This is a genomic window from Acidobacteriota bacterium (assembly GCA_020845575.1).
In the GTDB taxonomy this organism is placed as follows: Bacteria; Acidobacteriota; Vicinamibacteria; order Vicinamibacterales; family Vicinamibacteraceae; genus Luteitalea.
Genome location: JADLFL010000001.1, coordinates 59,112 through 82,210 on the forward strand (window position 1 = coordinate 59,112; position 23,099 = coordinate 82,210).

At 69.8% G+C, this 23,099-nt stretch carries 6 protein-coding genes; 4 read left to right on the forward strand and 2 right to left on the reverse strand.

Translation table 11 applies throughout. The features are described 5' to 3' along the window. The first annotated feature begins 2 nt into the window (after positions 1–2). From IT182_00215 to IT182_00225, 3 genes are all read left to right on the forward strand, one after another. Positions 3–15,419 (forward strand): Ig-like domain-containing protein, encoded by a 15,417-nt coding sequence (locus tag IT182_00215; protein ID MCC6161759.1) that lies wholly within the window; start codon positions 3–5, stop codon positions 15,417–15,419. Between the two features lie 5 nt (positions 15,420–15,424). Then, positions 15,425–15,961: a hypothetical protein gene (locus IT182_00220; protein MCC6161760.1), complete on the forward strand. Its 537-nt coding sequence runs from the start codon at positions 15,425–15,427 to the stop codon at positions 15,959–15,961. Positions 15,962–16,083: 122 nt separating this feature from the next. After that, on the forward strand, positions 16,084–16,473 hold the full coding sequence (locus IT182_00225; GenBank protein ID MCC6161761.1) for a hypothetical protein: 390 nt from the start codon (positions 16,084–16,086) through the stop codon (positions 16,471–16,473). A gap of 1 nt (position 16,474) precedes the next feature. Here the strand turns inward: IT182_00225 and IT182_00230 are convergent, their stop codons facing one another. Beyond that, on the reverse strand, positions 16,475–19,540 hold the full coding sequence (locus IT182_00230) for a TonB-dependent receptor (GenBank protein ID MCC6161762.1): 3,066 nt from the start codon (positions 19,538–19,540) through the stop codon (positions 16,475–16,477). A 331-nt stretch (positions 19,541–19,871) separates the two neighbouring features. Next, positions 19,872–22,139, reverse strand: a complete 2,268-nt coding sequence (locus IT182_00235) for a VWA domain-containing protein (protein ID MCC6161763.1) — start codon at positions 22,137–22,139, stop codon at positions 19,872–19,874. Between the two features lie 70 nt (positions 22,140–22,209). On the opposite strand from IT182_00235, the gene bla reads away from it, so the two are divergent. Beyond that, a complete protein-coding gene (bla, locus tag IT182_00240; GenBank protein ID MCC6161764.1) occupies positions 22,210–23,091 on the forward strand; it encodes a subclass B3 metallo-beta-lactamase in 882 nt (293 codons plus the stop codon). Positions 23,092–23,099: the final 8 nt, after the last annotated feature.

Sequence of the window (23,099 nt, forward strand, 5' to 3'; positions counted from 1 at the left end):
CGATGCGTCGGTTCCCCGGTGCGCGTCCCGGTGGCTGGTGGACGAGCGCGCTCGCGCTCGTCCTGGCCGCGCTGCCGTCGCTCGCGTTGGCCCAGACACCCGGGCGCGTGCTCTCGCGCGCCGAGATCGAGGTCTACGGGCTCATGCTCCGCGTGAGCCCCGAGACGCAGACGGTGCCGAAGGACTACGCGACGATCGTGTCGGCGTACCTCCAGGTGCCCGAGGGATCCGATCCCGCGTCGGTGCCCGCGTTCGCGCCCGGCGCCGAGGTCCACGCCACGCTGCGCGGACCGGGCCTCGCGTCGCCGCGCGCGCTCGTCACGCCGCTCGGCACGCCATTCGACATCCCGGCCCTCAACCGCGCCGGCACCTACACGCTCGACGACATCCGCCTGGTCGTCAACGGCGAGGTGCTGCTCTACGGCGTGCCCGATCGTGCACGCCTCGACGTGATCGATCAGCTCCTCGTGACGTCGGTCACCGCACGGCCCCTCACCGCGGACGAGATCCGCGAGAAAGGCATCGTCTTCGATCGATCCAGCTTCCAGGCCTACGACTTCACCGCGGCGTTCGCCATCGAAGACGGCTCGCTCATCGACATCAGGTTCCCCGTGGTGCTGCCGACGCTGCTGGCGTACGACGCGGAGACCCGGCTCAACCTCCTCGACGTCGACGTGCCGCAACTGCGCACGGTGCAGACGCTCATTCCCGACACGCTCAAGATCCAGGCGCGCATCCCCAATCTCAGCGTCGTCGGCTTCACGCTGCGCCTCGACGAGACGGCAGAGTCGCAGTCGCTCGTCATGCCGGCGATTCCCGGCGTGATCGTCATCCCGGGCGACATCGGGTTCCTCAACCAGTTCTTCAGCGTCACGCTGATGGTCGGCAACGTCGCGCCCGAGGGTTCCAGTCTCGCCGTGCGCGATCTGCGCGCGACGATCTCGCTGCCCGCGGGCATCGACCGCGTCGTGGGATCGGCGGACGATCCGCTGCGCCTCGCCACCACGGCCGCCGGTGTCCAGGCCGAACGCCCTGTGCTGCAGGCCGGTCCCGACGGCAAGGTGGGCACGGCGGACGACATCCTCGTGCTCGGACCCGGGCAGACGGGCACCGCCGAGTTCCTCGTCGAGGGCCTGCGCGAAGGCACGCACGTGATCGAGATGGAGCTCGCGGGCACGCTCGACGGCCTGCCCATCGGTCCGGCACCGGTACGCGGCCGCGCCGCGGGCGCGGTGCTCGTGCGCAACCCGGCGTTCACGCTCACCTTCACGCACCCCGACGTGGTCAACGCGGGCGAGCCCTACACGCTCGACGTCACGGTGACCAACACGTCGAACGCGCCGGCCAACTTCATCAGCCTCAACCTGTTCGGCAGCAACGTCAGCGGCGCCACGCTCACCTCGGATCCGAGCCAGGCCATCGAGCACCTCGCGCCTGGCGATTCGGCGACCGTCACCTACGGCCTCGTGGCGCAGCGCACGGGCACCGTCACCGCCGCCACGCTCGACAGCCACGAAAACGTCAGCGGACGCTTTCTCTTCAAGACGGGCATCGGCGAGTTCGGCGTCCCGCTGTCGCCCGATTCGCTCGTGCTTCCGCAGGAAGCCAACGGCCTGCCCGCGGCGCTGCGCGAAGCGACGGTCGGCCTGCTCGGCAGGGCGTGGGCGGTTGCCACGGCGCCGGTGGCCGCCATCCCACCGGACCTGACGCGCTTCTCGAAGCAGGTGGTGCTCGACCGCGGCGTGCAGGCCGCCACGACGGGCCTGCGCATCTCGCTCGGCGAACCCGCGGCGCGCGCCGTGGCGGATCTGTGGCTCGACGTGCTCGGCAACGAGTTCACGCAGCTCTCGAGCCGCGTGCCCGCCGGCGACACGTCGGGTCTTCTCGCATTGCTCGAGCGCGACGTCAACGGATTCGACCTCGTGCGCCGGCGGTCCTTCCGCGGCGCACGTTTCGGTGAAGTCGTCGGTGATCTGATCGGCGCCGGCGAATCGATCGGCGCGCCATGGCACGCCGCGCTCGCCAGCCAGTTCACGTCGCGTCCCGGTCACGTCTCCGTGCTCCTCAGCGGCCCCGGCGCGGCACACGTCGACGGCGTGCTCGTCGATCCGGCGGGCCTCCGCACCGGTCGCGGAGACGATGGCACGACGCTGCTGGAGATCCCGTCGGCCGACGCCATCGTGCTGCGCGACGGCAGCGGCATCGTCGTCGGCCGTCTCTTCGCGGTCGCCGTCCCGCAGGCAGGCACATACGACCTGCGCCTGAGCCGCGCGGCGGGCGCCGCGGCGGACGAGGCCGTCGACGTGTCGATCGTGGTGCCCACGACGACGGGGCAACTCCGATTCGCCGCCACGACGGGTGTGCTGCCGGGCGAGATCGTCGAGCCCGACGCGGCGGCCGACGTGACCACGCGCGTGCGCGTGATCGGCGCGTCCGGTGCCGCGACGCGCGCGGTGACGTGGACGCCTGTTGCCGATCCCCCGCCGACGGTCGTCGCCGTCCGCCAGATCGCCTCGGCCGATCTCACCGGCTGCTCGGGTGCGGAGTTCCCGGGCCGCCAGTATTCGACGGGGCGCGTGATCGCCGTGCTCTTCAGCGAGCAGGTGACGCCCGAGAGCGTGCAGGACGGCTTGTCGGCCGGCATCACGGCGTTCGAAGTGGGCGGCACGCGCGTGACAGGCGTGGCGTTGCAGCCGGGCCGGCGCATGGCCTACCTCGCCCTGCGCGAGGGCATCGGGCCGTTCGAACCCCGATCGCTCACCGTGGTCGACGTGCGCGACGCGACGGGCCAGTCGACGGGGACGGTGCAGGTGCCGATCGAGATCACGGTGGGCAACGAGGCCGGCGTGGTGTTCGGCCAGGTCCGCAACGCCGAAGGTCAGGCGCTCCCGTTCACCACCGTGCGCCTGTTCTACGAGTTCCAGTGCGGAGGTCAGCCGACGGTCAGCGGCGTGCTCGAAGACATCGCCGACGCCGAAGGGCGCTACCAGTTCGACTACGTCCTCACCGCCCCCCAGGCGCTGCGCATCGTCGCGCTCGATCCCGAGTCGGGCGACACGCGCCGCCTCGCGTTCTCGCTCGCGCGCGCGGGCCAGCGCATGCAGGCCGATCTCGTGTTCGTGGGGCGCGGCACGATCGTGGGCCGCACGCTCGCCGAGGACGGCGTCACGCCGCTCGCCAACACGCAGCTGCGCATCACGAGCCTCACCGATCAGTCGCAGTACGGTGGGCAGTCTGACGCGACGGGCGCCTTCGCGCTGTCGCGGCTGCCCGTGGGCAACCTCCTCATCGAGGCCGTCAACGTCGCGCGCGGCGCGCGCGTGTTCCTCTCGGCCACCATTCCCTTCGCGGGCAGCACGACAACGAGAGACATCGTGCTGCTCGACGTGCGCGAAGCCCCACCCGTTGGCCTGGGCCGCGTGACGGGGCGCGTGGTGCGCGCCGATGGCGTGACGGCGGCACCGGGCCTGCCGGTGGTGGCGTACTACCAGAACGGGTCGAAGCCGGGCGTGAAGTGTCCCAATCCACCGGGACAGTACGAACCATCCGAATGCGCGGTGGCGAGTACCACGAGCGACAGCGACGGCCGCTTCGACTTCCCGGGCGTGCCTGCCGGCACGCTGCGTCTCGACACGTTCGACAACGGCGGCCTCCAGCAGGGCGGCGTGCGCGTGTCGCTGCAGACCACCGCCGAACAGCAGGTCACGATCCTGCTCGGCGGCGGGTTCGGGACCGTGCGCGGCGTGGTCGTGGATGCGTCCGGTGTCCCGGTGACGGACGCGGTCGTGGGCGGAGGTCTATCGCTCGTGACCGTGAACCCGGCCGACGGCACGTTCACGCTGCCCGACGTCCCCGTGGGGCGCCGCGAGATCGTCGCGGTGAGCGAATCGATCCGCGGTGAAGGGCGCATGACCATCGATCTCCCGCTTGCGGGCGACGAGGTGTTCGCGCGCGTGGTGCTGTCGGCAACCGGCGCCGTCGCGGGCGTGGTGCGCGATCGCACGGGCGTGCCGCAGGCAGGCGCGAACGTGTGGGTCTTCCAGGACTGCTTCAACGACGACCAGGAAGAGAGCATCTGCGTGCTGGGCGAGACGCAGACCGACGCCGCGGGTGCGTATCGCATCAACGGCCTCGGCGTGGGCACGTACCACCTCTCGGCGTTCCGTCCGGATCGTCGCGACGGCAACATTCTCACGTTCGCGATTCGCTTCGATCGACAGACGGTGATCGCCGACGTGACATATCGCGGCGGCACGGGCACCGTGACGGGCCGCGTGCTGCGCGCCGAGCAGTGCGACACGCCGCCCTGCGCCGACACGCCGCTGCCGGCGCGCGTCGGCATCTCCGGCGATCGACTCGTGATGGCCGGCGGCGTGATCCCCGTGCGGTTCGAGTGGGTGCAGAACTTCGCCATCAGGGACAACGATCCGGGGACCGGTGCGTTCACGTTCACCAACGTGTTCGTCGGGCCGTTCACCGTCCGCGCCGCGGGACTCTTCAGTCCCGAACCCGTCGCGGGCGATGGCGTGATCACGGCGCCTGGCGCGACGGCCGAAGTCGATCTGCGCCTGCAGGCCACGAGCCGCGTGACGGGCGTGGTGCTCGAGCCCGATGGCGTCGAGCCCGTGCGCTCGCGCCAGATCGCGCTGAAGTTCCAGTCCAACGCGACCATCGTCGTGTGTACCGAGGACAAGACCACCGGCGAGTCCGAGTGCAAGACGCTGCCGCAGGGCATCCAGGAAGCGTTCGCCACGACCGACACCGACGGCCGGTTCTCGTTCCCGATCGTCAATCCGGGTCCGTTCACGATCACCGCCACCGACGCCGCGCTCGGACGCACCGCCACGCTGCGCGGCAACGTGCGCCCCGGCGAGACGGCCGACATGCAGGTGCGCCTCCTCGGCCGCGGCGCCGTGACGGTGCGCGTGTTGCCCGCGAGTGGCAGCACGCCCGTCGCCGGCGCGTCGGTGGAAGTGCGCTCGCTCTCGCGACCCGACCTCGTGCGCCAGGGCCTTGCCGTCAACGGCACCATCACGTTCGGCGGCGCCGACGCCCTCGACGAAGGGGCGATCGTCGTCATGGCCATGGGCCCGGGCGGATTCGCCGGCCGCGCGTCGGCCGTCGTGCCCGCGACCGACGCGCCCGTCAGCGTGGACGTGTACATCGACGATGCCACGGGCACCGTCACTGGCGTGGTGACGCGTGTCGACGACACGGGTCTGCCTGCCGTCGTGTCCAACGGGGAAGTGGTCCTGCTGCGTGACGGCCGTCCGATCGCGTTCGCCGTCACGGGTGGCGACGGCCGCTACGAGGCCCCGCTCGTGCCGCCCGGAGCGATCGCCGTCGACGCGTTCGATCCCGTCACCGCGGGTCGTGGACGTGCGTCGGGCCTCGTGCTGCCCGGTACCGTCGACACGGCGATCGACGTCTCGCTCGACGCGCTCGGCCTGATTCGCGGCGTCGTGATCGATGCCGCGACGCGCGCGCCCTTGCGCGGGTGGCACGTGTCGCTGCGGCAGGTCACCGCGTCTGGCCGCGCGATGCCGGAGCAGATGACGCAGGCCGGCGTCGATGGCACGTTCTCGTTCCCCGGCGCCGCCATCGGCTCGTTCACGCTGCGCGCGTCGACGCCTGGCGTGGTCGTCAACGGGACGGCCTCCGGCGTCGTCACGCGCGGCGGGCAACTGGTCGACGTGCCCCTGGCCGTATCGATCCTGCGCGAGGTCACGGGACGGGTCGAGGGACGCGTCACGTCGGTGACCGGCGCCGCGGCCCCCAACGCGCAGGTGACGGTGTGCCCCACGGGCAAGGCCTGTCTCCCGACCGTTGCCGACGGCGCCGGCCGCTTCTCCGTGGACGGCGTGGCCCTCGGCCGCGTGCTCGTCAACGCGCAGGCGCAGGTGACCGGCGGGACCAGTCTCGGCCAGTCGGGCGGCACGCTGCTCTTCGAGGGCGACACGCTGAACGTCGCCGTCTCGCTCGTCGACGTGAGCATCGTCGAAGGCACCGTGTATCAGATGGTGAACAACAACCGCGTGCCGGCGGCAGGTGCCACGGTGCGGCTGAACAGCCAGCCGTCAGACGGATGCCCGTGGGGGTGTCAGCAGAGCGCGGATCAGGACGGACGATTCCGCTTCACGAACGTGGCCGCACGCACGTTCACGCTCACCGCCACGACGGGAAGCGGGCAGGTGGGATCGACGGGCGGCGCGATCGACGCGCCAGGCACCGTGAGCGGCATCGAGATCGTCGTGGCGCCGTCGGTGACGGTGAGCGGTCGCGCGGTGCTGCCCGACGGGACGCCCGCCGCGGGCGTTGTCGCCGAGCTCACGCGCCAGGGCCAGCGTCTCTTCGACGAAACCGACGCCGACGGCCACTTCGCCTTCGACGGCATCAGCCTCGGTGCGTACACCGTGGCGCTCGAGGATCCGATCGGCGGCGGTCTCGCGCGGCGCACGGGCACGCTCGCCACGCTCACGCCGCTCGACCTCGGCAACCTGGAACTCGATACCGCGCCGCCGGGCGTCGCGGAAACGACTCCTGGCAGCGGAGCGATCGGCGTGTCGAGGACACCCACGATCGACATCACGTTCAGCGAGCGCATCGCCACGGCGAGCGTGACGGCAGACTCGGTCAGCCTCGTGGGCCCCGATGGTCCCGTGACCACGACGCAGACGTTCGCCGACACCGATCGCGTGGTGCGGTTGTCGCTGCTGCCGGGATCGCAGCTGCGCGACGAGACGCGCTACGCGATCCGCGTACGCGAGGTGCGCGATCTCGTCGGCCGCGTCATGCCCGCCGAGTTCGTCGGCACGTTCACCACCGTCGACATCACGCCGCCCTCGGTGTCGCAGGCATCGCCCGCCGCCAACAGCTCCGGCGTGAGCCTCGTGTCGGTCGTGCGCGTCACGTTCAGTGAAGCGGTCGATCCACAGAAGTTCACGGGGCCGGCGATCGTGCTGTCCACGTCGGCCGGTCCTGTCGCCGGGCGCGTGGACTTCGCATTCGGCAACACGGTGGCCGTCTTCTCGCCCGCGCAGCCACTGCTCGAAGACCAGGTGTACACGGTGCAGGTGGCCGCGGCGACCGACCTCGTCGGACAGCAGGGCGCACCGTTCACCTATTCGTTCGCGACAACCGATCGCACGCCGCCCGTTGTCACGGCCCTCGTGCCATCGTCACCCACGGTGATCCAGGGCTCGACGGTGGACGTGGCGGCGATCACGGCCCCCGCCGACGTCGCGCTCGTCGACTTCTACGTCAACGGCACGCTGGTCTACACGGATCGCTTCGCGCCGTTCTCGCTCTCGCTCCAGGCGACCTCCGCGTTCGGCGCGCCCGGCAGCACGATGACGATCGCCGCGTTCGCCATCGACACGTCGGGCAACCGCAGCGTCGCGCCCGCGCAGACGACGGTCACCATCGTTGCCGACGGCGCGCCCTCGCTCACGCTCGCGCCGCTCGCGCCGTCGGTCGTCCCCGGCCAGCGCCTCCAGGTGGCGCTCACCGCGTCCGACGATGTGGGGATCGCGTCGACGTTCCTGCGCGCCCGCATGTCTCCCGCGGGCGGCGGCAGCATCCGCGGCCTGCTCAACGAGACGCGCACCGTCGCGCCGCCCGTCACGCCCCGCGCGGACACCTTCGAGGTCGTCATTCCCACCGACGCCGTGGCCGGCAATCTCGTCACGATCGAGGCATCGACCACCGACACGGGCGGGCAGGTCACCACGAATCCCGTCGTGACGCTCACCGTGGCCGACACGCAGGGACCGTCGCTGACCGTGACGGGCGTGACGGCGGGGCAGCGCATCTCTGCCGGACAGACGCTCTCGGTCCTCGTCAGCGCCGACGATCCGGCGGGCGTGGCCCGCATCGGCATCAAGACGACGGGCGTCATCGCGAGGACCGATGAACGTCAGGTCACGCCGCCACTGCCCTCGGCCGCGACCACGTTCACGCTCGTGGTCCCGTCGACGGTCTCCACGGGCGACAGCCTGACCATCGAGGCCTTCGCGCTCGACACGGCAGACAACAGGACCACCGCCGCGCAGCTCACGCTGCTCGTGGGCGACGCGCAGGCGCCGACCGTCACGTTGTTCACGGTGGGCGGCAGCCTCGACGTCACGCCCGGCGTGCCCGTGACCGTTCGCGTCCAGGGTACAGACGACGCGGCGATCGGTCAGTTGCGGCTTACGGGAACAGGACCGCTCGGCTACGCGTTCGACGAATCGCGCTCGACGGCGCCCGTATCGCCCGCCACGGCCGACTTCACGGTGCCGGTCCCCGCGACGATGGCCGATGGCGAGACGATCGTGCTCACCGCGCGCGCCACGGACACGACGGGCAACGTGAGCAGCCCCGCGACGCTGACGCTGACGGCGCGCGGCCTCACCACCGTCACGCTGCCGGCATCGCTGCTCGTGCGTGCCGGCTTCGACGAGACGTTCCCCGTCTCGCTCGGATCGCCCGCGCCCGCCGGTGGTCTGACCGTGACGTTCGTCGCGCGTACGGCAGGCAGGGTGCTGGTGCCCGCGCCACTCACGTTCGCGCCAGGCGCGACCACCGCCAACGCGACGCTGCGTGGCGTGGCCGGCGGCGTGACGCAGATCGACGCCAGCATCAGTGGCGTCGTGCGCCAGTCGATGACGGTCACCGTTGTCGGCGGTGTCGTGCACGGCACCGTGCTCACGGCCGTCGACGGCGTCCCCGGACTGCAGCCCGTTGCCGGCTCGCAGGTCACGGTGTTCCACGCCGGTCCTGCGCTCGTCACGACGACAGACGCGCTGGGGCAGTTCGACGTCGCCGGCGTCATCGGACTCGCGTTCAGCGTCCGCGCGGGAGAAGTCGGCCTGCTCGGATACGTGGCGGGCTCGCTCGACGTGGCCGGCGGTTCCGCCGAGGCCACGGTGGTCCTCGTACCGGCGGGCGCGTTCACGGGCACGTTGCTGCAGCCCGACGGCGTGACGCCTGTCGGGGCCAACGTCGAGGTCACGCTGGCCGAAGCGGCCACGCCGGCCATCGTCGCGCAGCGCGTGCGCACGGACGAAGAGGGCCGGTGGCGCTTCGAACTCGTCGCGCCGGGACCGTACGTCATCGACGCCGCCGACCTCGCGGGCAACAGGGCTCGCGCTTCGGCGACGGCGGCAGCGGGCGTCGAATCGAACGTGGCGCTCGTGTACCTCGGTCGTGGTTCGGTGACGGGGCTCGTGCGTACGGCCGTCGGACAGCCGGTGCCGGGGGCCACGGTCGAACTCTTCGCGTCGAGCCTGTTCGGCGCGGCGCCCACGCGCACGACGCACTCGGCCGAGGACGGACGGTACGCGTTCGCCGACGTGTTCGTCGGCACCGTGACGGTTCGCGCGCGCGACGCGCTGAACCAGGGCGGCGTCGGCACCGGCGCGATCGCGGCGCACGGTCAGCAGATCGAGGTGCCCGTGACGCTGGCCGCGTTCGGCACGCTCGAAGGCACCGTGTACCGGCAGGACGGCGTCACGCCGGTGCCTGGTGCATCGGTCACCGTTCGCATGACGGGCGGGGCGCAGTTCACGGTGTCCACGCAGCCCGATGGCACGTATCGCTTCGACATCCTGCCGTTCGAGGGCTTCTCGATCACCGTGCGCGACACGGGCACGCGTGGTCTGGGCATCGCCAACGGCGGGTTCTCGTCGAGCGGCGAGACACTGACGCGGGACGTCCAGCTGCTGCCGCAGGGCACGGTGCTCGTCCAGGTGCTCGGTGCCGACGGCGAACCCGTGAACGGCGCGACGGTCAACGTGTCGACAACGGGTTACGGATTGCAGGACAGCCGCCAGGGCGCGACGTCGGTGGTGGACGGCATCGCGGGTCGCGTGCTGCTCGATCGCCTGCTCGAAGGCACTCTCACCGTCGACGCGTTCGCGGGCGGCCTGTCCGGCCGCGTGACGGGCGTGCTGCTGGCGCGCGACGTGGTCACGAACGTCCAGGTGGCGCTCGAACCGCAGGCGACGATTGCCGGCCGGATCCTCGAAGCCGACGGCGTGACGCCGGCGGCGGGCACCGTGATCGTCTACGGCGCGAACAACTTCCAGCGGCAGCTCACCACGACGGGCGGGCACTTCAGCACGGACCTGCGGCTCGGGACGTACGACCTCGTCGCCTTCGACACCACGGGGCGCCGGCGCGCGATCGCGTACAACGTGGCGCTCACGGCGAACGCGCAGGTGGAGACGCGCGACATGCTCTTCGTCGCCGTGGGCACGGTCTCCGGCCGTGTCTTGCATCCGACCGAAGGCGGCTCGGTGAGCAACCTCACGGTGCAGCTCCAGAGCCTGCACCCCGAGTTCGGCGGCTTCCGGTCGGCGACGACCAACGCGGCCGGTCTCTACTCGATCGCGGACGTCCCGTACGGCGCCGTGCGCGTGAGCGTGGCCAAGCCCGCCGAGTCGCTCCAGGGCGAGAGCTCGGGCCTCCTGCAGGCTCCGGCGCTGTCGCTCGACATCCTGCTGCAGAACAACTCGGTGACGCTGCCTGTGACGTTGAACGACGTCAACGACTCCACGTACACGGTGGCGCCCGGTGGTGGCCTGGCCGGCGGCACGCGCGGCGTGTTCTCGTCGGGCGCGACGCAACTGGAACTGGATCTCGCCGGCGTGCGGCAGCCGTTTGCCGGCACCACCTTCGCGACGCGCGAGCTCGGCGGACGCCAGTTCGTGGTGCGCCAGCAGGGGCTCCAGGGCCTCACTGTGACGCGCAAGGTGTTCGTGCCGGTGAGCGGCTACTTCTCGCGGCACCTCGAGATCCTGACCAACCCGACCGAGGCACCCATCACGGTGGGCGTCCACCTGACGTCGAAGTTGAGCGGCCGGTCCAACGGCTTCGGCGCGTACATCCACTACTTCGTCGGCACGACATCGTCGGGCGATGCCACGCTGAATCCCGGTGTCGATCGCTGGGTGACGCTGGATGGATCCGGTGTCGACGGCTACTACCAGTCGGGCGGGTCGTCGCGCCTCGCGCTCGTGTTCGATGGCGAGAACGCCGCTGAATCGGCCGACGTGCTGGAGCATGCGCAGGGCCAGTTCAATTCGTTCGAGCCGGGCACGTTCTCGCTCGGCTGGGAGTCGATCACGGTGCCCGCGGGAGGCCAGGTCGCGCTGCTGCACTTCGTGGGGCAACAGCCGACGGCACCGGCGGCCACCGCCGCGGCGAGCAGACTCGCGAGCCTGCCGCCCGAGGCGCTCGACGGACTCACCTCCGCCGAACTCGCGTCGGTGGTCAACTTCGCGCTGCCTGCCGACGGCCTGAGCCAGGCGCCCGCGCTGCCGCCCGTCACGGGACAGGTGTCGGGACGCGTGCTCGAGGGCGACGGCACCACGCCCGTGTCGGGCGCGCAGGTGCGCTTCCGCAGCGAGAGTCCGGTGCACGCGCGCGACTGGTTCGTGACGAGCGCGGCCGACGGGTCGTTCTCGTTCAACGGCGTGCCGCAGCGTCCGGTGCCCGTGACGGGGTTCGTCCTCGACGCGCGGCATCCGCTCAACACGACGTCCGTGGTGTCTCCGCTGGTGACAACGACGTTCCCCGATGGGACGTCCGTCGCGGCGGCCGACGTGCCGTTCTCGAACACGGGCGTCGTGCGCGCCAGGGTCACGAGCAACGGCATCCCCGTCGTCGGTGCGTCGGTGGAACTGGCGTCGTACGCCACGCGGCAGACCAACGCCACAGGCGAGGCGGAGTTCCGCGGCGTGCCCGCGGCGCTCGAGATCACGTTCCGTGGGACGGTGTCGCACACCCAGGGCTCGTCGCTCACCATCCTTCCCGTCACCACGACGATCGCGGCAGGCGCGACGTCGACCGTCGATCTCGTCGTGGAGCCGACAGGTGCCGTGACGGGTCTGCTCACCAACGCCGCCGGCGTGGCGCAGCCGAACCGGCAGGTGATCCTCTACGGCGGCACCTCGGGGACGTCGTTCACGCGCTCGACGATGACGGACTCGGCGGGCAGGTTCGTGCTGACGGACGTGCGCGCGGGAACCGCGCGCGTGCGTGCCACCGATCCGGCGTCGAACTTCACCACCGAAGTCGTCACGACGGTGCTCCAGGGGCAGGCGACCGACATCGTCGTGCGCTACATCGGCAACGGCACCATCACCACGACCGTGACGCGCGCCAACGGCACGCCGATCGCCGGCATGCGCGTGCAGGTGACGGTCGCGTCGTTCTCGCGGCCGTTCGTCGAGACCGACGCCAACGGCGTGGCGGTGGTCACCGACATCCCGCTCGACCAGGCGGCGACCATCCGCGCGTACCATCCGTCGAACCAGGCGATCCAGCGGTCCGTCGTGCGCACGCTGACGCCCGCGTCGGGCGGCCAGGCCAGCCTGTCGATCGCTCTGCCGGCGTTCGGCGAGGTCACGGGACTCGTCAGGACGACGGCCGGAGCGCTCACGGGCGCCGGCGTACGCGTCCTGCTCACGGGCTCCGGCGCCGCCGTGCTTGGCGCGACATACAGCCAGACCATCAGTTCGGACAGTCGCTACAGCTTCGGTCCCGTGCCGGCGGCCACGCCGTTCACGGTGGACACGGAGCATCCGACGAAGAGTCGATCGGGCTTCACGGCGCCACGGTCGCGCACCACGCCGCAGGCCATCACCACGGATGGCCAGGTCCTGGCCGTCGACACGTTCCTGCCGTCGGTCGTCTCGACGATGCGCGTCCACGTCCGCGAGACGTCGGGCGCGGCGGTGCAGGGTGCGCGGGTGCAGGTGCGCGACGGCCTGGTCACCTTCTTCGAGCCGCGCGGGTCCACCAACGCGGCCGGCGATCTCGACGTGCCGTTCGTCGTCGAACCGGTGGCCGACGTCCGCATCCTGCGTGGCGCGACAGGCAACACGATTCACGAGATGCAGGCGGTCTCGATCACGCGTGACATGGACGGCCAGACCATCGACGTCACGGTGGTGGTCCGTGCGTTCACCGTCACGCTGCGCGGCAGGATCTACCAGGCCGATGGCGTGACGCTGCTGCCGCTGCCCAACGCCATCGAGTTGCGCAGGCCCGACGATGGGTCGACGCTCGCGAACTCGGCGTGCGTGTCGATATTCTGTGCGACGCCTGGCCAGTTCGAAGTGAGTAACCTGCCGCTGACGGGTGGTGGCGTGCTGCTGCGTGCCATCGCCCCGTTCGGCGGTGACACTGTCGGCACCTACGACAAGCTCGTGGTGCCCACGGCCGACGGCGTCATCGACGTGGCGTTCACGTTGCCGTTCGTGCAGACGTCGTTCACCGGGCGCGTCCTGGCCAACGATGGCGTCACGCCGGTCACCACGGGCACCGTCTCGCCGCGGTCGCTCAACGATCTGGCGGGCGTCGCCGGAAATCCGGTCACCGCGGCCGGCGAGTACACGCTGTCGCCGGCGTACCTGCCGACCGCCGGCGTGCTCCTGCGGTACACGGGCCCCGGCCTCCCGAACACCGGCTACGCGGTCGACACGGGGCCGCTCCCGGCCACGCCGGGGCAGGTGATCGTGCGCGACATCACGCTGCCGCCATCGGTCTACACGACGATCACCGGACGCATTCTCGTGGGCGACGGCGTGACGCCGCTCGAGGAAGCGTCGGCGCGCGTCTCGTGGCTCGATGGGCCGTGCGTGGGGTCGTCGTGCAGCGTCAACGCCGGCGTCGACGGGCGGTTCTCGCTGCCCGTGCTGCTGCCCGAGAGCGGTGAAGCGACGCTGACGGCGTCGGCCTGGGTATCAGGGTCGCCTGTCGAGACGCGCGAGATCGTGCAGCTCACGCAGGGCGCCGTCACCGATGTCGGCGACATCGTCCTGCCGATTTCGCTGATTCGCGGCAGGGTGACGTTCGGAACGAACGTGCCGGCACCGGATGTCGAGGTGTTCGCCAGGCGCGAATCAGGCCAGATCACGTGGGCCAGTGGCGACGACCAGGGCAGTTACAGGCTGATCGGGCTGAAGGCCGGTACGTACACGCTCGTTGCGACGCAGTATCCGTCGGGGCTCACCGTGGAACGCGAAGTGGTGCTCCCGGCAGACGACGCAGTGCTCGACGTCGACCTGCAGCTTCCCGAGGTGGCGTCGATCGACGTGCGGCTGTTGAAGAACGGCATGGAGTTCGACGACGTCGACGTGGCGCTGCGCGGACCGGCGGGCGTCGACATGAGCTGCGCCGAAGGCTACGACGTCTATCCGCACGAAGGCGTCTGTCGCTTCGCGTACGTCCCGCTCGGCACGTACTACGTGCAGGGTCGATCGCGGGACGTCTGCGAGGAGATGTACGACGAGGAGAACGACGAGTACGTCGAGGTGTGTACGCCGGGACAGTACGCGTCTGGAACCGCCACGCTCACCGAAGGCGGGACAACGGCGCAGGTCGATCTCGTGTTCGATCTCCAGCCGTCCGTCAGGCTCGATTTCAGCCAGGGATATCTCGCCGAGGGGACGCGCGTGCGCATCACGGCGATCTCGACGATGCACGGTGGGCCGCTGGGTACCCCGTCGTCGGTCTTCGAGACGACGTTGCCGATGGAGCGAGAGGTGCTGGCCGGTCCGCTGCCGGTGGGCCCGGCAACAGTGCTCGTCGAGTACATGGACGGGCCGTACTGGCACCCGTACGCCCGCGTGGAGATCGTGGTGGCGCCGTGGACGCCTCCGTCGGGGTGGATGCGGGTGCTCGTGGTGCCCGGCAACGCTGGAGGCGAGTACGCGGGCCTGTACGGCGCGGATCGCTACTACTACGGCGCGGGTCCGGCAGGAAACCTGACAACAGGTGCGTATCTGCCCGGATCAACGTTGGAACAGCAGGGGGGCATCACCTTCGCGGGCGTGCTCTCGGTGGACAGCCAGGAGATGCGCGGCTGGACCGCGTCAGGGCGATCGGGACGACAGGTCACGTTCGGGCCGCTGCAGACGGGCAGCCCCGTGGTGGTCACGCGTCGACTCGAAGTGCCGGAGGCTGGCGGGTATCTCTACGCGCTCGACACGTTCACCAATCCGACGACAGTGGATCTGACCATCGAGGTGATGGTGCGCAACGAGATGCGTTCGCACGCGATCGCCGCGTCGAGTACGGTGTCTGCGGCCGACGCCGGGTTGCTGGTGTACGACAGTTCCGCGCTGGTACCGGCGCAGGTGAGCGTGGGGCTGCTCTATGCGGGTATCGACGCGCCCGTCGCGCCGGCGGTGGCACTCAACCAGTACGACGGAGAAGTCGACGGCAACCATCGTCCGTCGTTCACGTATCGCCTGACGATCGCGGCCGGTCAGTCGCTGTCGTTGCTGTCGTTCACCGCCGTCGACGCGCCGGACAACAGCGCCGGCATCGACGCGCGCCTGCGCGCCATCGCGGCATCGCCCGCCACGGCGGCCAGCGGCCTCACGCCGCAGGAACGGGCGCGCGTCGTCAATTTCAGACTGGAGCCCTGATCGCCATGCGCATGTCGTCATTCGAAGTCGTTGTCAGGCGGGCACTGGGCGTTGTCGCGCTCGCCTCGTGTGTCTGTGTCGCGGGAGCCGTCGATGCTCGTGCGTTCGAGCGCCGGGAACTGCCCGTCGTCACGATCACGCGCGCGGACGGCACGCCGCTGTCGATTCCCGCGCTCGCCCAGCCGCGCGGCTGGTTGCTCATGGTGGTCGACGCCGACGCCGCGGGCAGCCGTCGCCTGCTCGATGCGCTGCAGACGTGGTCGCTCGGACCGAGTGCGTCGGGCATCGTGCTCGTGCTGGAAGGATCGGCGGCGAGCGTCGCGGAGGCGGCGCGTGAGTGGCAGGAGAAGCTGCCGGGCGCGGTGATCGCCACCGACGTGAAAGGCGAGGCGCGCCGCGCGCTCGGCGTGAAGGCGGTGCCCACGGTGCTTGGCGCGCGCGGCACGTATGTCGAGTGGCGCATCGCCGGCGTGCTCAACGACCCGGAACTGCTCCGGCAGGTCGTGGTGAGCTGGCTGGCCGACGACAGACCGCCTGCGTGAATGCCGGGAATGCCGGGAATGAGGGAAATGCCCGGAACGCGGCGATGCCGGGAATGTCCGCTGCCCGGTGCCCGGTGTCCGGTCCTGACCTGGGATAGGCTGGGCGGCAGGAGGTCAGCGGCGTGTCAGCATCGCCAATCCCTGCGAGTCACCTGACGGAGGTGCGCGCGGCCCTGCTGCGGCTGCACAGGGCCCTGCTCGAATGGCAGCGTCGCGCGCATGAACGCCGGTATGGCCGGGCGTCGGCTGGCGAGCTCCTGCAGGTGCTGCTGCACGATCCCGAGTTCGCGTGGCTGCGGCCGATCTCGGAAGTGATCGTCCGCATCGACGAGACCATCGCCGATCCGTCGGCCGGGGATGCCGACGCGGTCCTGGTCCAGGTGCGCGCGCTGGCGTCACCGGACGCCAGCGGCACGCCCTATGCACAGCGCTATCTCGAGGCGATCCAGGAGTTCCCCGACGCCATCCTGGCGCACAAGGATCTCCTGGCTCTCCTCCGCCGGCGCTCCTGAATCAGAACAGGAACTTCACCGTGAAGAACGCCTGCGTACCCGGGTCGAACAGGTCGGCCTTGCCGTAGCGTGGGTCGTAGGCGTTGCTGCCGTCCGGCGACGCGAGGATCAGCGCGTTGTAGTCGTACCCGCGCGACAGATCGATCGTGCTGAGGTCGACCGCCGACGAGGCGCGTGGCGCGCCGGCGCCCCGGTTGAGGAAGTTGAACGCGTGGCGCGTGGACTTCTGGTTGAACGCGTTGAGCACGTTCAGCTCGAGCCGCAGGCGCTTGTGCCCGTCGCCCAACCCGAACTCCTGCGACACCAGCAAATCCGTGCGCGACAGTACCGGCGTGCGTCCCATGTCTCCGCGGCCGTTCACGAACAGCTGCGTCTGGTTGGTGGACACGACGTACGTGGTGAGCGGCGTGCCGCTGCCGGCGTAGAAGAACGCGCCGACCTGCGTGCCGAACGGCATCAGGTAACTGCCATACAGCTTCACCACGTGCGGGCGATCGGTGGGCAGCCGGCCGAGCACGTCGAGGTTGCCGCGCGAGTCCCAGAAGATCTCGTCGATGTCCCACGCACGGTTGGCGTTGCCGCCCGGCCGCGCGATACTGCCTGTCTGCTGCTGCGCCGTGGCAGACGTCACGTTCGTGGTCGGCGTGTTGACTTCCTCGGTGGCCGCGAGTCCGGAGTAGTTGCCGTACAGCCGGCTGAACACGTAGCTCGCGCTCCAGAAGTAGTTGTTGGCGAAGCGGCGGTTCAGCGTCACCTCGAGCGCGTCGTACTGGCGCTTCGGCGTGGGCACCCGATAACCCACGGGCGTCGCGCCCGACGGGAACTGCGTCTCGGCGAGGCCGCGGCCCGGGTTGCCGATCACGTACGTCTCGTTCCCTGCCGCGTCGACCGCGCCGATGTCCTCGATCGTCTGCGACAGCGCGTTGTGCACGTAGTGCAGGCCGAGCGACAGGTTGGAACCGAACTGGTACTCCGTCCCGATGCTGGTGCTGTCCTGGTACATCGGCTTGATATCAGGGTCGGTGGACTCGAAATTCGGCACGCGGCGATCGCGCGCGGCACCTGGCACCACCCACAGATCGGCACCGGGCATGTTCGACAGGTTGAGGCTTCCGACATCGGTCGTGTCGAGCGCACGGTAGTAGACCTGCCATGTATCGCCACCGTAACTGCCGCGAGAGAGCTCGTACTTGGTCCAGTCGAAGTAGCGGCCCCAGCTCCCGTAGATCTTGAACCGGCCGTCTCCGCGAACGTCGTAGCTCGCCCCGAGACGCGGCGCCAGCTTGTCGCGGAAGCCGAACTTCATCGCCGGGACGCCGTCGCGGAACGACGGGACGGTTTCGTTCTCCGTGCGCAGGCCGAGGTTCAGCGTGAGGCGATTGCCGACCGTCCACTGGTCCTGCACGTAGAGCGAGTAGATGTCGGCACCGGTCTCACCCTGGACGCCGCGATTGTTCACCTCGTAGTACCCGTAGATGCCGCGCCCGCGGTTGCCCTGGAAGTTGAAGTTCGAGTCCCAGTACACGTTCACGTAGCCGCCCGGATACGCCTGGTTGGCGTCGTTGACGGTCTTCTGCCATCCGAAGCCGCCCTTGAGCGTGTGCGCGCCGCCGGCGTTGAACGCCACGTTGTAGTCGGCGTTCACGAACCCTCTCGTCGTCGTGTCGTGCTCGACGATGAGGGCGCGGGGCGTGTTCTGCGTGCCGATGGGCCCCTGCACGCTGGCAGGGACGCCGGCCAGGCCCACGCTCGACGTCTGGTACAGATAGTTCGTCGTGTTCGGGATGCCCGTGTCTTCGTAGTTGTCGCGGAAGTAGCCGCCACGCACGGACAGGAACGACGAGTTGGTCAGCGTGATGTCCACGTTGCCCGTCGTGTTCAGCTGCTGCGTCTTGAAGCCGCGACCGACGTTGACGGCATTGGCCGCGAGCGAGCTCGTGATCACGTCGCGCGCGGCGCCGTTGTACGCCGGCAGCGTGCCTTCCGACGTGGTCGGCGTGAAGAGGACCGAACCTGACGACGTGACGCGGCCCGCCCGGTAGGTGAGCTTGCCGAAGGCCTGCGTGTAGGTCTGCGATCGGCGGATGTCGCCGGGCTCGGCGCCGTTGCCGAACAGGTACGTGTTCGTGCGGCGCGCGAAACGCGGCGAGTACGACCCGAAGAAGAACAGGCGATCGCGCAGGATCGGGCCGCCGAGCGACCCGCCGATCTCGTTCCGATGGTCGGGCTGCTTGCTGTCCTGCACGTAGCTGACGGTGACATCGTCGGAGGGATCGAGGACGAGCCGCTTCACGGGACCGGCGCCGAGGGGCGATCCCTCGTAGTAGTAGTGCGCTTCGCCGCGGAACGTGTTGCCGCCCGACTTGGTGACCGCGCTGATGACGCCGCCCAGCGCGCCGCCGTACTCGGCGCCGATGCCCGCCGTCTTCACCTGCACTTCCTGCAGGAACTCGAACACGGTGTTCTGTCGCGACCGGCCGTCGACGAGGCTGTTGGTCACCACGCCGTCGACGGTGAACGCGTTCTCGGCGCCGCTCGCGCCGTTCACCTGGAAGCCGCCCTCGATCTCGCCGGTGTTGACCGATGGCGCCGTGAGCGCGATCGACTGGAAGCTCCGTCCCTTCGGCAGGCGATCGATCTCCTCTTCGCGGACGTTGTGCGCCACGAGCGTGCTGCGCACATCGATGTCGCGCGCGGCGCCGGTGACCTGCACGACCTCCGTGAGGTCGCCCACCTTCAACTGCGCGTCGAGCCTGATCGTCTTGCCGAGCGTGACGACGATGTCGGGCATCTCCGCTTTCGCGAAGCCCGAGAGCTCGACGGTCACCGCGTAGCGGCCCGGCTCGAGGTCGGAGACGATGTAGGAGCCGTCGCTGTTGGTGACCACTGCACGCGGTGCGTTCGTGGACGTGTTGGTGATGGTGACGGTGGTGCCCGGAAGCACGGCGCCGCTCGTGTCGGTGACGGTGCCCGTGAGGCCGCCGAACCGCTCCTGTGCGGCGGTCGGGCGGGGAAGCAGCAGGAGCACTGCTGCAAGGGCGGTCAGCATTCTGCCCGCAGTACGCATGAGGACATCCCTTCCTGCGGCTCGTCGTATGGCCGCGAATGGCCTCACCAACAGCAACACGCGCGCCGTCGGACGCCGCGTTGCCCGCGCACGTGACGGTTCGTCACGCGCCAGGGATCGCTCGTGGTGTGGAGGATGTCGAAGTGGTTGCGCGGCAGGACGAACCGTCCCGCAGTCAGGCGAGTAGTCCCGCGCCGCACACGTGCCGGCGCGCCGGGCTGTTCAACTTTCCGGACTTTCCGTCACCGGCGATCCAAAATATGACCGGCAACCGGCAACCGGCAACCGGCAACCGGCAACCGGCAACCGGCAACCGGTCGGCACGCTCACATCACTGCACGACCCTGAAGCCCGTCAACGTGCGCTGCTCGCCATCCGGATGCGAGACGTCGACGCGCACGACGTAGTCGCCAGGCCCCAGCGGCACGAGCGACAGCGTCGCCGTCGCCCATCCGATCCCCGCATCGTCGGGCGGGACGAGCGCACCCGCGACGGGGATCGCCGTCATCGGATTACCCGATCGATCGAGCAGCGTGCCCGTGACGGCCGTTGCGCCGGGCGGCACGGGAACCTCCACGCGCACCTTCTCGTTGCGCCTGTACCGCAGATCGGCCGTGGCGACGAACTGCTGCTTCGTGATTGGCCCCGCGCGCGACAGGCGCGGTGACGCCACGGCTGTCTCCGAGGCGGGCAGCACGACGCGCGCCGAGTCCGTGAACGGCAACGTACTGCCGACGGGGGTGAGCCTGGCGCGGACGAGCAGATCGCCTGCCTCGAGCGGCGCCTCGGTCGTGGCGAGTTCGATCGTCGCCGTGCGGGCGCCCGCGGCGATGTCGACATCCTGCTGTGCGAGTGTCGTGCCGCTGCTCGACGTGACGGTGACGGCAAGCGTGCCGCCCTTCGCTACAGATACGTCACCTTTCGCGAACGGATCGAGATCCGTGGTGAGCCAGATGCGTCCGGTGCGCGCCGCCGCGCCGCCGCTCGCGTGGAAGAAGTATGCGGCGCGCGTGTGCCATGGTTGATCGGCACGCAGGCCCGCCACCGAGCCCAGCGCAGCCGCCATGAGCGCGCTTTCCGCCGCCGCTGCCGCATCGCCGGCTCCGCCCTCCGCCGCTGCGCCTGCCGCCGCCATCGCCGCCATGTCTTCGGCGCGCAGTGCGCGATAGCCGCGCCGCGCGCGCACCTGCACGCCCGGCCGTTTCACGCGTACCTTGATCGTGCGCCACTTGCCATCGAGCTTCTCGTTGCCGGAGTAGTAGCCGAGCAGGTAGTACGACGACAGGTCGCGCACGATGCGTGCCGCTCCGCCCTCGAGATCGTTCGTGTTGATCACCGCGAGGCCGTCGGTGTTGTCGGCGAGGAGGCGCAGCGAGTCGAGGCGCGTGTTGAGCAGCGCCATGTCGCCGCCCAGCGTGCCGGGCCTGTTACCGTCCTGGCGGTTGAACCACTCGCCGCGGTCGTTCACCATGCGCTCGTCGCGATCGCCCAGGTTCGAGTCCATCGCCGCGAGCCCGCGTGTGTCGAACGGGTAGAACGACACGTTGTACCTGTTGGCGTCCTGCGTGAGCGCGATGAAGCGCTGTCTGTGGTTCAGCATCGCGTACTTCATGGCGGTTGCCGCGCAATCGGCCGTGGACATCGCGCCGATCGGGCCCGACTGGAATCTGCCGCGATTGGTGGTCACGCGACCATCCGGTCCGGTGCCGGGCGTGCCGAGCGTTGGCGGCCGCTCGCAGTCCTCGCGTGCGAGCAGTTCAGGCTTCGGCTCGAACATCTGGTACCCGCTCGTGACGGCGATGAGAGCTTTTCGCTCTTCGCGGACGCCGCCGAGATAGCGCACGAGGCCTTCGAGCGCGTCGAGCACCTCCATCTCGCGACGACGACGGATCAACTGCGCGGCGACGCCGTCGTTGGCGCGCGGGCTCCCGCCCTGGCAGCGCGGCACGCCTTCCGGGAAACACATCTCGATCTGCTGCTCCTCGGGGTGCTCGCGAACGATGCTGTCGCGCTCGCCCCAGCGCGTGTTGCGCGTGAGCATGTCCTCGATGGTCTCGGTACGCCGCGCGAACGTGATGTGCCGCGGGTCCATGTCGGGCGTCATCACGGCGAACAGATCGTCGGGCCCGATCAGGCGTTCGAGCATGTTCACGAGCGGGCGCCGCGCGCGCACGGCGCCTTCGAACGTCGTGTGCCACGTGTCGAGGAACACCACGTACACGCGCCGGCGCGGATCGGCAGCCTGCCGCCGCCCATCGTCGGCGCTCACGGGATCGCGCCGCTCTTCCCGTGCCGTCGTCGTGGAGACGGCCACGCGCTCGAACTGCGTGATGGCCTGCGCCCTGTTGTCTTCGAGTATCTCGAAGTCATCGGCCGTGAGGTCGGTGACGGGCTCGCCCTTCGCGTTGGTGGGATACACGTCCACGCGCACGAAGTTCGCTTCGACGCGGAATGTCGGCTGACGTAGCTCGTCTGGCTGCGCTGCGGTGCCCTGCTGCGCGGGCGGTTGCGACGGCTGCGACGGCTGCGCGCGGGGCCGCATCGTCAGCCCCGCCACGACCACCGCCGCCACCGCGAGTCCGACCAGAAGCCGTCGCATGGGAACAATCTAGCAGGAACACCGGATTCATCCTCCTCGAACGTGTAGCCGCAGGCCACAATGATCCCCCATGCGCTCCGCTCGCCGCACGCTCCTCCTGTCGCTCCTGGCGCTCTCGTGTGCCTGGCTGCTTCCGTCGACGCCAGCCGCTCAGACCGACAACGATCCTGATGGCTGGCGCAAGCCCACGCCGCCGGCGCACATTGTCGGCCCCATCCACTACGTGGGCACGTACGGTCTTGCGGCATATCTGATCGCCACGCCGGCCGGCCACATCCTCATCGACGGTGCGACGCCTGCCTCCGGCCCCGACATCGTGCGCGCGATCGAGGAGGCTGGTTTCAAGCCTGCCGATATCAAGATGCTGCTCACCACGCAGGCGCACTTCGATCACGTGGGCACGCACGCGCACCTGAAGGCGGCCACGGGTGCGCGCGTGATCGTGATGAAGGGCGACGAGAAGATTCTCGCGTCGGGCGGGGCGACAGACTACCTCTTCGGCCCACACAAGGATTTCCACTTTCCATCGGTCACTGTCGATGAAGTGATTGAAGACGGTCACGTCGTGTCGCTCGGCGGCGTATCACTGACCGCCGTGCACACACCCGGCCACACGCCCGGAACGACGACATGGACGATGACGGTGGACGAGGGTTGGCGTACTTATCGCGTGATATTTGCGGGAAGTACGTTCGTCAACCCTGGCACGCGACTCGTGAAAGATCCCTCGTATCCCGGCATCGAGACCGACTACCGCCGCTCCTTCGCGCGCCTGCTCGCGCTCCCCGTCGACATTCCTCTCGGTGCGCACGCGCAGTCGTTCGCGTTCCACGACAAGCGAGAGCGTGCGAAGTCCGAAGGCGTTCGCGCGTACGTCGAGCCAGACGCGTTACGCGAAGTGACCACAGCGTCACAGGCGGCGTTCGAAAAGCTCGTTTCCGCAGAAAGATGAGCTTGCGA